The sequence below is a fragment of the Curvibacter sp. GW821-FHT01G03 genome (genome assembly GCF_059422285.1).
On the sequence record NZ_JBWKWP010000030.1, the window covers coordinates 38,518 to 49,857 of the forward strand.

The following is an 11,340-nucleotide window of genomic DNA, read 5'->3' on the forward strand; positions in this document are numbered from 1 at the left end:
AGACCGCAGCACCAGGTGATTGCCTGGCGCACCGATGACATTGGCTTTCAGCGCGTGGCGATCTCCACCGATCAACCGCTGGCCTTCAACCGGGTGTTCCACGATGACATCACCATCCTGGCCTTTCGGCAGTCCTATTGGCGCAGCGAGCAGGACCGGCGCCAGCACGATGAAACGCCTGATCACCTGGTGATTCGCAATGCCGGTCAGGTCTTTTCGGCCTGCCTCATGGAGGCCCATGCCAGCGCGGATACCGAACCCGAATGCCGGGAGATGCACCTGTCCAGCGGGCGGTTGGCGCAGATCTATGAACAGTCGCACGGCGTTCTGCCCGCGGTCGATTTCTCGTCGCCCGTGATCATGAGCCCGGAGCTGGTGCAGCTGTTCTGGGACACACACTGGCTGTTCGAGCATCGCAACGAATGCAGCTTGCTGGCCACGACCTACCTCAGCTGGCTGTTGTCGGCCATTGCCCAGCGCAGCAGCGGGCAGGGCCTGAAGGCGTCGACCGCCCCATGCACCCATCGCCCCATTCGGGCGATCGAATACCTCAGAGCGCATTTCCAGGACAAGATCAGCCTGAACGATCTGGCCCAGGTGTGCCAGACCAACCCTTACACCCTGCTGCGGCAGTTCAAGAAGGCCTTCGGCATCGCCCCGCACGACTACCTGCTGGCCTACCGCATCTTTCGCGCCAAGCAATACCTGCAAGCCGGCTTGCCCTGCTCCGAGGTGGCCCACCTGTGCGGCTTCGCAGACCAAAGCCATCTGAACAGGCGCTTCAAGCAGCGGCTTGGCGTGAGCCCGGGCAGCATCATCCCCAGAACGCGCAGCTGAAAGGCCGTGGGCCCCAGTTGCACGCTGGGCGGGCCGCGGCCCACAAATCAAGCACAGATGGCCAAACGATCGTCGGGTGATCTCCGCTTGATTTCTGCTTGATTTCTCCTTGATGGCGGGGCGCATCAATAACGTCCAAGACGACGCGGGACTTGATCACTACGCTGAACACATTGCCACCGTATTCAACCCACACCGGAGACGCCATGTCCCTCAATGCACCTGTCGATCGTCGCCAAGCCCTGCTGGGGGCGGCCGCTGTTCTGCCCACCCTGGCCATGGCCAAGGACAAACCCGCCACCCAAGCATCCACTCTGTCACACCCAGGAGCCCAGTCCATGACCCAAGGCAATGTCATCGTCACCCAAGACAAGACCCGCATCTTCTACAACGACTGGGGCCAAGGGCAGCCTGTCGTCTTCAGCCACGGCTGGCCCCTGAACGGCGATGCCTTTGAAGATCAGATGCTGTTCCTCGCATCGCGCGGATATCGGGTCATCGCCCATGACCGGCGTGGCCACGGCCGCTCGTCTCAACCCGGCTTTGGCAACAACATGGATCAGTATGCCGACGACCTGGCCGCCTTGACCGAGGTGCTGAACCTCAAAGACGCGGTGCACGTCGGCCACTCCACTGGTGGCGGCGAAGTGGCGCGCTACATCGGCCGGCATGGCACGAAACGCGTGGCCAAGGCGGTGCTGATCGGCGCGGTCACCCCCATCATGGCCAAGACCGACTGGAACCCGGCCGGTGTGCCCCTGTCGGTGTTTGACGGCATCCGTGCCGGTGTGCAGGCCAATCGGGCCCAGTTCTACAAAGACCTGACCCTGCCTTTCTATGGCTACAACCGAGCCGGCGCCAAGGTGTCAGAAGCCGTGCGCGACACCTTCTGGCTGCAAGGCATGACAGGCAGCATCCTGGCCCAGTACGAGTGCATCAAGGCCTTTTCGGAGACCGACCTGCGCGAAGACCTCCAACGCATGACAGTGCCCACCCTCATCATCCACGGCGATGATGACCAGATCGTGCCCCTGGAAACCACGGGGCGGGAGGCGGCCAAACTGGCACCGCGATCCAAGCTGGAGATCGTGCCAGGCGCGCCCCATGGCCTGTGCACCACGCACAAGGACCGAATCAACGAGTTGCTGCTGGCCTTTTTGCAGGCCTGAACAACACCACAGGGAGTTCACCATGGGATATGTCACCAAGATGGATCTGCCGCCGCTGGTGCGTGGGCAGGTTGCACGCTTGTTGCAGCAGCGCCTGAACGACGCCATCGACCTGGACGCGCAACTCAAGCATGCGCACTGGAACGTCAAGGGCCCCCAATTTCTGCAGCTGCACCAGCTGCTGGATTCAGTGCACGACGCGATCGAAGAGGCGGTCGACCTCATTGCCGAGCGCATCACCGCCCTGGGCGGCACGGCCGATGGGCGCCTGAAAACCGCCGTCAACGGAAGCTCTCTGGCGGAGTACCCGCTGGGCCTGAAGGGCGGCGCGGCCCACCTTGACGCCGTCAGCGGGGCCCTGAGCGGCTTCGGGACTGGCGTGCGGCAGGACATTGAGGTGGCCAGCCATCTCGGTGACGCCGGCACGGCCGACCTGTTCACCCAACTGTCGCGCGAAACAGACAAGCTGTTGTGGCTGGTCGAGGCCCACCTGATCGACGCGCCCAACCTGGAGTCTGCCAATTGAATGCCGCCGTCCTGCAGGCATCGGGCGGGGGGCTGTCCCGGCACCATCGCATTCAGGCCTTGTCCATGTTCGAACTCTGCGGGCAGGCCCATCCCCATTGCACCGTGACCGCCGTGGCACGCCAATGCGGCCTGTCGCGGGGCCACTTCAGCGTGGCCTTCAAGGCCTGGACGGGTTACAGCCCGGCGCAATGGCGCCTTGCACGCAAGATTGACATGGCCAAACTGTTGCTCAAAGGCACACTCTCGATCGCAGACATTGCGAACGAATGCGGCTTTGCCGACCAGGCCCACCTGACACGCACCTTCCGCGCTGCGGAAGGCCTCTCGCCAGGCCAGTGGCGCAGCCAGTTCCGTGCCCACTGACACCCTCTTACCGCACCGAGACCACCCCACCATGAGACCCTTACCTGCCCACCACGGCGCCACACTTTTGGCGGGGGTGGCCGGCTTTGTCGACACGCTTGGGTTTGTCGCCTTGTTCGGCCTGTTCACCGCCCACGTCACGGGCAACTTCGTGTTGATCGGTGCCGAGCTGGTGCAGCCCGGGCGGGGCGTTGCGCTCAAGCTGCTGGCGTTTCCGGTCTTTGTGCTGGCGGTCGCGCTCTGCCGTTGGCTGGCTTTGGCACTCGAACGCCAAGGCCGGCCGCCTTTGGGCCCCTTGATGGGCCTGCAAGCCTTGCTCTTGCTGGCTTTCATGGCGGCGGGTGTGGCCTCAGAGCTTGTGCCAGGGCATTTTCAGCCCCTGGCCTACGCTGCAGGCCTGTTTGGCGCTGGCGCCATGGGCATGCAGAACGCCAGCAGCAAGATGCTGCTGGCCAAGCTGACGCCCAACACGGTCATGACTGGCAACGTCACCCAACTGGTCATGGAAGCCAGCGACTGGATTGCCGGGCGCCGGGATGCGGGCCTGAGCCAGCGCATCAGCCGGCTCTTCTACCCGGTTTTGACCTTTGCCCTGGGGTCGATCGCGGGTGCCCTCAGCTATTCGGCCGTCGGCTTTGTGGCCCTGTTGCTGCCGGTGACGGCCATCGCCTGCATCGCCACCGCAGGCTTGCACACCACCGAGCCCTGACGCCCGAACACGCCAAGCCGAATGCTTTGTGCTTGAAATTGACTCAGCCCGTTTTGTGAGCGATACCAGCAGACGGGTGCGCGCCAAATGGGCAAGGCCCTGCAACCGGGGTTCAGACTCTCTGAACCCCATTTTCAACAAGAACCCAACCGTTCTATTTCAAACAGGAATCAACATGAAAAAGCAAATTTTGATCGCCGGTCTTCTGGTCTCGCACGCCTTCATCGGCACCGCCTTCGCGGCCGGCGAGGTCGATGCTGCAGACAGCAAGGCAGCCCCCACCAAAATGGTCACACCGGAAGAGAAGAAAGCCGCACGTGCAGAGCGCAAGGCCAACGGCGCCGCGGCTGCCAAGGCAACACCGATTCCTCAAGGGGGCGAAGTGGCCCTGGGTGACAGCAAGGCGGCGTCACCGGGCAAGGTAAGCGCCGAAGAGAAAAAGGCAGCCCGTGCCAAAAGAAAGATGGAAGGTGCCGCCGCAGCGAAGGCCGAAAAAAACGGCCAGTAAAGCACTGAGCGCTCCAGGTGCGCCGGGATGGGCACACAGGCCAGCGCGTCTATCCAATGTCGACCTGGGCCCAAGGGCCCATCGCGGGTGCCTGAGCCCTTCGGCCGCCAGCTTCATCGCCTGGCGGCTGCCGATGACGCCCATCACCGGCTTCGCCAGCGCAGGCCTGCCGACCACCGCGCCCTGAGGCCACAGCCAGGGAAGCAGCGAACGCAGCGCTGGCACCGAGATCCTCGCCGCCCAAAAGGGCCTGCCAAAGGGGCGATTGAGGGCTCAGCGTTGCCCAGCTGACCCTGCGCCCCCCGCTTGCGCCGCCTTGCCACCCTTGCCGGCCTCCAGCTCCGACGCCAGGTCATGGCTGCGCTTGACCAGGTACTGGCGAATCAGTTCCACCTGATCCATCGTCAGCACGCCATTGAAGCTGGGCATGCCCTTGGGGATGCGGGCGCCGTAAAGGATGCCGGCAAACTGCTGGTGTTTGGCGGGGGTCAGGTAGCGCAGGTCGGGCACCACGCCGCCGCTGATGGCGTTGATGCCGTGGCAAGAGGCACACAGGCCATTGAACAGGGTGCGCGCCTGCTGCACCTGCTCGGCGCTGGCCGTCAGCGTTTGCAGCGGGGGCAGATCGCGGGCCTGTTGAGCCGGTGCGGGCAGCTTGGCCTTGCCGTCGAGCTTGAAGGTGACCACGCGCGCTTCGGGCTGCACCTGCGCACCCAGCGACAGCGGCCCCCCGATCAGGGGCAAGGCACCGCCCCAGCCCACCATGAAGGTCACGTATTGCTCGCCCTTGACCAGGTAGGTGACCGGGCCCGCCATGGCGCCGGAGTTGACGCGCTGCTCCCACAGCTTGCGGCCGGTGTCTGCGGCATAGGCCACGGCCCGGCCATCGGCCGTGCCCTGGAACACCAGGTTGCCGGCAGTGCTGAGGGTGCCGCCATTGCCCGGGGCCTGGTAGTCCACCGTCCAGGCCGGCGCCTTCTTCACCGGGTCCCAGGCGATCAGGCGGCCCTTCCAGGCGTCGCGCACCTGCGCTGTGATCTGCGGGTCTTCAGGCAGGTCGGGGGCATTCAAGCCCAGGTTGACCACCGATTTGGTGGGCAGAAACTCGGGCGCCTTGGCCGCCTCCAGGCCGGCCACCGTCTCTTGCGCCGGCAGGTAGATGTAGCCCGTCTGGGGGTTGAACGACATGGGCTGCCAGCTGTGGCCACCCAGGAACGAGGGCATCACCATTTTCGGGCCCTTGTTGTAGTCGGCCTCGCCCGTCATCACGGGCCGGCCCGTGCTCAGGTCCACATGCGAAGCCCAGTTGGCCGGCACAAACTTGTCGGCCGACAGCAGCTTGCCCGTCTGCCGATCCAGCACATAGAAAAACCCGTTCTTGGGCGCCTGCATGATGACCTTGCGCGGCTTGCCATCGATCACGATGTCGGCCAGCACCATGTGCTGCGTGGCGGTGAAATCCCAGCGGTCGCCGGGCGTGGTCTGGTAGTGCCACACGTACTCGCCGGTGTCCGGACGCACGGCCACGATGGACGACAAAAACAGGTTGTCGCCCTTGCCTTCGCTGCGGAACTCGTAGTTCCAGGGTGAGCCATTGCCCACGCCCACATAGAGCAGGTCAAGCTCAGGGTCGTAGGCCATCGAGTCCCACACCGTGCCGCCACCGCCCCACTTCACCCAGCCATTGCCCGACCAGGTCTTGAGGGCCATCTGCATGGCGGCGTTCTCGGGCGGGTTCTTCGGGTCGCCAGGCACGGTGTAGAAGCGCCAGGCCTGCTGGCCGGTGTCGGCATCGTAGGCCGTCACATAGCCCCGCACCCCGAACTCGGCGCCGCCATTGCCGATCAGCACCTTGCCCTTCACGATGCGCGGGGCGCCCGTGATGGTGTAGCTCTTCTTGTGGTCAATGACGGTATCGACCTCCCAGACCTTGCGGCCGTTGCGGGCGTCAAGCGCGATCAGGCGGCCATCGAAGGCGCCCACATAGACACGGCCCTTCCAGACGGCCACGCCGCGGTTGACGATGTCGCAGCAGCCGGTAGACAGGCTTTCCACCCGCACCTGCGGATCGAACTTCCACAAGGGCTTGCCCGTGCGGGCATCGAGCGCATAGACGATGCTCTTGGCGCCGGTGGTGTACATCACGCCATCCACCACAATGGGTGTGGCCTCGACACCGCGGTCGATGTCGAGCTTGTAAGTCCAGGCCACACCCAGCTGGCCCACGTTGCCATCGTTCACCCGCTTGAGCGGGCTGAACCGCTGCTCATCATAGGTGCGGCCATGGCTCATCCAGTTGCCGGGCTCTTGATCCGCCCTTTGAATGCGCTGCCCATCCACATCCGCCGGCGGGCGCAGGGCCATGGCCGGCGCAGCGGTGGTGAAGAGCCCCCCGGCCAGGAGGGTGAGCGAAAGCAGGCGATGGCGGCGTGAGCTTGACATGGACAGTCTCCGAGTTGTTCTGCCGCGAATTGTCTGAAGTCAAGCCCGTTCGCGCATCGCGAACAATCGTTAAGGGTGAGCCCTAGGCTGGCGGGGGGTGTTGGGGGGTATTCAGACTGCGGTGCTGGCCTGTGAAGAGCCCATTGGCTCAACAAAGACCAGCGCGCAAGCGAGCGGCCCTCCCTCCGACGCGCTTGCGATCAAGCAAACCCGTATGGCCCCTCAAAGTCACCCATGTGGCTCACGTGGCTGATCATGCCGTGGGCCTCGTCCCACAAGTGCAGCATGCAGCCGCGCGGGCCGATGTGAGACTGCGGCTTGGCATCGGGAGCCAGTTGCAAGTCAATTTCCGTGGTGGTGCTAGGGCAAGAGCACAAGACGGTTCCACCCCAACGCCGCACCATGGTGCGATGAACATGCCCACACAGCACAAGCTCGATGTTGGGCGCCGCCCGCACCACCGCCTCCAGGGCCTGTGCCGTCATGTAGCGGTACTTGTCCATGTAATGGATGCCGCTCATGAACGGCGGATGATGGAGCATCAAAAGTGTGGGCTTGACCCTGTCTTGAGCCAGCACGCCGACCAGCCACGCAAGGCCTTGCTCGTCGATCTGCCCGTGGTGTTTCCCTGTTGGGCACGAGTCGAGTCCTATCAGGCGAACTGGATAGTCGTCGTTGCACCAGTGCAGGGGGCCCGTCGTGGGCAAATAGGGCTGATCCTGAAACGCGAGACGGAAATTCTCACGGTGATCGTGGTTGCCCGGAATGACGAAGACGGGTATGCGCGAAGCCGCCAGCAACTCGCGCACCATCGCGTACTCCGCAGGCAGCCCCTCATCAACCAGGTCACCCGTGATCAGCATCAGGTCCGGGAGTTGATCAAGGGCGTGAACATGGGCGATCGCTTCCGCGAACATCCGGTTGGAATCCGCAACGCCTTGGTACAGCTCGCCTTTGGGACGGATGTGCGGGTCTGACAACTGAGCAATGAGCATGAGAATCCCCAATGAACCTGGCGTCAGGCTAAATCAAATCCAAGGAAGGTCTGTAAAACCTCCGCGTCCCGATCCAGATTCGACCCTGAGTTGCGCGAAATCCATGCATTGGTAAATGCCTTTGGAATTGAAGCCCAATCGGAGAGTTACGAGCCTACGGCTGCGCCTGGCCGGCAGCCGAAGCAAGCGTGCAACAGCGCTCAGCGCACCAGCGATTTCCTCATGTAGGCCAGGTAGAAGCCGGGCGCATAGTCCTCGACCCGCGCGTACTCTTCGTAGCCGTGCTTTTGGTAGAACGCGGGTGCCTGCCACTCGAAGGTGTCGAGCTTCGAATTTTTGGCACCCAGCTCGATGGCTTGCCGTTCTGCTTCCGCGAGCAGGCGACTGCCCAAGCCATGGCCGCGTACCTCGCCTTCGACAAACAGCACTTCGATGTTGAGCCAGTAGAGAAACACAAAGCTTCTCAGCCCGCCGACGCATCGGCCGTTCTCATCTCTGGCAGTTAACCGAATGTACTGCTGCTCGGGATATTCACCGACGAAGCCATAGTTGTAGCGGCGCAGCTTCAGGCCGAGCTCGCTGGAGCGGAGTTCATCGGGTGTGGCGGTCGTTATGGTGATGTTTTCCATTCGGAAGAATGGTAGTGGAACTGCTCAGCAAAGGTCGGCTTCTGGCCTTTTTCGGCCCTCCAATCAGGGGATTCGCCTACGATGTCCGCATGGACAAGCAGGCCGCGAGCAAGAGCACCAACCGCCACGACTACGAGCAGGCCGCATCACCCCTGGGCGTGATGCCCAAGGATTATCCAGACGGCTTCGTCGTCGGTTGGCACGCCCATGTCCGCGGGCAGCTCATTCACGCGGTTTCCGGCTTGATGAAGGTGCGTACCGAAAAGGGCTTCTGGCTCGTGCCGCCTTTGCATGCGCTGTGGATGCCCCCGGGCCTGACGCATGACATGCAGGCTTGCGGACCAGTTGCCTTGCGCACGCTATACGTCCACCCGGCAGTGCTGTCCCAACTGCCGGTGGTTCCCAAGGCGCTGGGGATCTCTCCACTGCTGCGCGAGTTGCTCGTACGAGCCTCTGTCATACCCATCGACTACCCCGCTGGCAGCCACGAGGCGCAATTGCTCCAGGTTCTTCTGGGCGAGGTGCAGGGTGCGTGCGAGGCCATCGATTTTCACCTCCAACCGGCCCGGGACAGGCGCTTGGCCCATGTCTGCGATGCGCTGGTCGCGCAGCCCGGCGACACCCGAGAGCTGACGCAGTGGGCCGAATTGGCGGGCTGTTCGAGTCGCACGCTCGCGCGCCTGTTCAAGCAGGAGTTCAGCCTGTCCTTCAGCACCTGGCGCCAGCAAGTGCGTCTGATGGCCGCGCTTACGCGCCTGGCGCGCGGGGAGCAGGTGACGAGCATCGCTCTGGACCTGGGCTACGGAAGTCCTGGGGCGTTCACAGAGGTGTTCCGGCGCTGGCTCGGTACCGTGCCCTCCAGTTACTTCGGCGGGATATAGCACCACCTGCCTGCTGCAGGCGTTCAGTTTGTCTGTTCTGCCGCAGTCATTGTCCATTTGGCCGCAGCGGGTCAAGCGGCGGTCTCCTAACCTTGGCTTGGGCTTTTTCGTATCAGACGCGAGTCCACGACACAAGACACCAGGAGACAACACTTTGACTTTTTTGATTCACCTATCGACAGATCACGTCTCGCTCAAGAGCCGCCGACGCGTCGGTCTATGCCTGATGGCTACCATGCTCTCCACTCTCCACGCCCCATTGGCACAAGCCACACCATCCGTCTCCCCCGATTTGGCGGCCAAAGCCGCCTTCGCGCCGCAGGCCAGTTTCAGCCGCCAGGACGTGGCTTTCGATGCCGATGGTGTTCAACTGAGGGGCTGGCTCTACTTGCCCGCCGGCAGTGGGCCAACGCGACGCGCGCCGGCCGTGGTGATGGCTGGCGGCTACGGCACCACAAAGGAGATGTTCACCGACCGCTATGCCGAAGCCTTCGCGGCGGCAGGGCTGGCCGTGCTGCTGTACGACCACCGCGGCTTCGGAGCCAGCGACGGGGAGCCGCGGCAGGAGATCGATCCCTGGCGCCAGGTGGAAGACCTGCGGCACGCCATCACCCATGCCAGCAGCTTGCCGGCCGTGGACCCGGCGCGCATCGGCGTCTGGGGCAGTAGCTACAGCGGCGGTCATGCGCTGGTGGTCGCCGCCACGGACCGGCGTGTGCGCTGCGTGGCCGTGCAGGTGCCCACCACCCATGGCAGCCAGACAGCCCAGCGTCGGGCATCGGGTGAGGCTGAGGCCGCGTTGCTACGCCGTTTTGCAGAAGAACGCTTGCGCCGCGCCCGTGGCGAAGCCCCGACCCGGCTGCGCCTGATGGGCGACGCGACTTCCAATGCGATCTACCGCAGCCAGGAGGCCGCGGACTGGTACACCGCCGCCTATACACGAGCCCCCGGTGCCGTACCGGAGGTCACGTTGCGGTCGGTGGAAGCGGCACGTGGCTACAACCCAGTGGATTTCATCGACCGCATCAGCCCGACGGCGCTGCTGATGCAGGTGGCCGAACACGACAGCGTCACCCCCACGGATCTGGCGCTGAGCGCTTATGCTCGCGCACTGGAACCCAAGGCTTTGCGTATCGTGCCGGGAGCCGGGCACTTCGACGTCTACGAACGAGACTTCGACAGCACATCCCAGGCGGCGATCAACTGGTTCCAGCGTTACCTCGGTGTACGCTGATCGGCTTACCCGGCCATGTGATGCCAATTCGAGACGGGACCCCCAGTCGTTCCTTCACCCTGCAACCACTTCTTGCAGATCTTGGGCCACCGTCTGATCTGGCGCCCCCAGCGGTCAGTAGGCATCATCGGTCCAAGGTCTGCAACCACACCAGAGCCGACTCCCGTTGCTGGGGGCCGCTTCAGGCTGGTCTGCAGACATACGGGACGCTTCCGCGAATGAGTACTATCGGCCAATTGCCGACGGTCGCCGATGACAGCATTTGACGTCACTGATTAGAGGCATCCGCGGATGCAATTACGGGGTCTCCGCGCATGTCACCAACTATGCTCTTAGTGGCGCGTGCGTGGACCGCAATCCACCAGCTGCTCGCCTGTGATCGGCCGGATCTTGGCGATCGAAGATGTCATCTGCCGATGAACCGGCGAAGATGAATGCGCACTCCTGTGCACCATGACCTGGGGCGCACTCCAGGTCGAGCAACAAAAGAGTCAGGCAAGGACATGAAGTATCAGGACGATAGGGCACAAAAGGCAGCGCCCGAATGCACTAAGCAAGTACCCAGTCCTCGCGAATTAATGCGGGCTCGGCACCCTGACTTGTTTTCGGACTCGGTCGCCCAAACGCACCCCGTTTTGGCTCGCCCGGTGTTCGATCATCACCTCGACACGTTGACTGCGCGCAAAGAGGAGTATCAGTTTGAGCACTTCTGCCGGCTGATCGCCGAGAAAGAGATCTGCCCGAACCTACGTATTCAAACCGGTCCCACGGGCGGCGGCGACAGCAAGGTCGACTCGGAAAACTATCCAGTCGCGATAGAGATTTCTGATCGCTGGTGGTTTGGCGAACAAGCGGGAGGGTCGGAGCGCTGGGCGTTCGCATTCAGTGCAAAGAAGAAGTGGAAGCCCAAGCTGGAGGCCGACGTGGAGAGTGTTCTCTCGACGAAGCGCGACTACAAGCGGATCTACTTCTTCACAAACCAGTTGGTCAGCGACAAGCTGCGTGCCAGCGCCGAAGACGCCCTCACCAAGAGGGCGGGAATCCC

The 11,340-nt window shown here is 63.3% G+C and carries 12 protein-coding genes; 9 read left to right on the top strand and 3 right to left on the bottom strand.

All coding sequences use genetic code 11. The annotated features are described in order from the left end of the window. Window positions 1-15: 15 nt before the first annotated feature. From AC07VS_RS27460 to AC07VS_RS27485, 6 genes are all read left to right on the top strand, one after another. Complete coding sequence (locus tag AC07VS_RS27460; RefSeq protein WP_494752551.1) at window positions 16-837, top strand: AraC family transcriptional regulator; 822 nt, start codon at window positions 16-18, stop codon at window positions 835-837. Window positions 838-1,175: 338 nt separating this feature from the next. Then, window positions 1,176-2,006, top strand: a complete 831-nt coding sequence (locus AC07VS_RS27465) for an alpha/beta fold hydrolase (RefSeq protein ID WP_494752558.1) — start codon at window positions 1,176-1,178, stop codon at window positions 2,004-2,006. 22 nt (window positions 2,007-2,028) lie between these two features. Beyond that, complete coding sequence (dps, locus tag AC07VS_RS27470; RefSeq protein ID WP_492346111.1) at window positions 2,029-2,532, top strand: DNA starvation/stationary phase protection protein Dps; 504 nt, start codon at window positions 2,029-2,031, stop codon at window positions 2,530-2,532. Then, window positions 2,529-2,897: a helix-turn-helix transcriptional regulator gene (locus tag AC07VS_RS27475; RefSeq protein WP_492346112.1), complete on the top strand. Its 369-nt coding sequence runs from the start codon at window positions 2,529-2,531 to the stop codon at window positions 2,895-2,897. The genes dps and AC07VS_RS27475 overlap by 4 nt, the downstream gene beginning before the upstream one ends. 31 nt (window positions 2,898-2,928) lie before the next feature. Beyond that, a complete protein-coding gene (locus tag AC07VS_RS27480) occupies window positions 2,929-3,606 on the top strand; it encodes a YoaK family protein (protein WP_494752552.1) in 678 nt (225 codons plus the stop codon). A gap of 175 nt (window positions 3,607-3,781) precedes the next feature. Further along, a complete protein-coding gene (locus tag AC07VS_RS27485) occupies window positions 3,782-4,114 on the top strand; it encodes a hypothetical protein (RefSeq protein ID WP_494752553.1) in 333 nt (110 codons plus the stop codon). Window positions 4,115-4,387: 273 nt separating this feature from the next. Here AC07VS_RS27485 and AC07VS_RS27490 read toward each other — a convergent pair whose 3' ends face one another. The 3 genes from AC07VS_RS27490 to AC07VS_RS27500 form a co-directional block, all read right to left on the bottom strand. Then, a complete protein-coding gene (locus AC07VS_RS27490) occupies window positions 4,388-6,556 on the bottom strand; it encodes a PQQ-dependent dehydrogenase, methanol/ethanol family (protein ID WP_494752554.1) in 2,169 nt (722 codons plus the stop codon). Window positions 6,557-6,756: 200 nt separating this feature from the next. After that, on the bottom strand, window positions 6,757-7,551 hold the full coding sequence (locus AC07VS_RS27495; RefSeq protein WP_494752555.1) for a phosphodiesterase: 795 nt from the start codon (window positions 7,549-7,551) through the stop codon (window positions 6,757-6,759). A gap of 200 nt (window positions 7,552-7,751) precedes the next feature. Further along, window positions 7,752-8,180 carry a GNAT family N-acetyltransferase gene (locus tag AC07VS_RS27500; protein WP_492346117.1) on the bottom strand — a complete coding sequence of 143 codons (429 nt, stop codon included), beginning with the start codon at window positions 8,178-8,180 and terminating at the stop codon, window positions 7,752-7,754. A gap of 14 nt (window positions 8,181-8,194) precedes the next feature. On the opposite strand from AC07VS_RS27500, the gene AC07VS_RS27505 reads away from it, so the two are divergent. The 3 genes from AC07VS_RS27505 to AC07VS_RS27515 form a co-directional block, all read left to right on the top strand. Next, a complete protein-coding gene (locus tag AC07VS_RS27505) occupies window positions 8,195-9,061 on the top strand; it encodes an AraC family transcriptional regulator (protein WP_494657154.1) in 867 nt (288 codons plus the stop codon). Between the two features lie 235 nt (window positions 9,062-9,296). Further along, window positions 9,297-10,295 carry an alpha/beta hydrolase gene (locus AC07VS_RS27510; protein WP_494752556.1) on the top strand — a complete coding sequence of 333 codons (999 nt, stop codon included), beginning with the start codon at window positions 9,297-9,299 and terminating at the stop codon, window positions 10,293-10,295. A gap of 503 nt (window positions 10,296-10,798) precedes the next feature. Then, window positions 10,799-11,340: hypothetical protein (locus AC07VS_RS27515; RefSeq protein ID WP_494752557.1), on the top strand; the 542-nt coding region annotated here is incomplete at its 3' end.

Coding starts and splice junctions, on each gene's coding strand:
- dps (WP_492346111.1), top strand. CDS start 2,029: ATGGGATATGTCACCAAGATGGATCTGCCGCCGCTGGTGCGTGGGCAG.
- AC07VS_RS27495 (WP_494752555.1), bottom strand. CDS start 7,551: ATGCTCATTGCTCAGTTGTCAGACCCGCACATCCGTCCCAAAGGCGAG.
- AC07VS_RS27485 (WP_494752553.1), top strand. CDS start 3,782: ATGAAAAAGCAAATTTTGATCGCCGGTCTTCTGGTCTCGCACGCCTTC.
- AC07VS_RS27500 (WP_492346117.1), bottom strand. CDS start 8,180: ATGGAAAACATCACCATAACGACCGCCACACCCGATGAACTCCGCTCC.
- AC07VS_RS27490 (WP_494752554.1), bottom strand. CDS start 6,556: ATGTCAAGCTCACGCCGCCATCGCCTGCTTTCGCTCACCCTCCTGGCC.
- AC07VS_RS27480 (WP_494752552.1), top strand. CDS start 2,929: ATGAGACCCTTACCTGCCCACCACGGCGCCACACTTTTGGCGGGGGTG.
- AC07VS_RS27465 (WP_494752558.1), top strand. CDS start 1,176: ATGACCCAAGGCAATGTCATCGTCACCCAAGACAAGACCCGCATCTTC.
- AC07VS_RS27510 (WP_494752556.1), top strand. CDS start 9,297: ATGCTCTCCACTCTCCACGCCCCATTGGCACAAGCCACACCATCCGTC.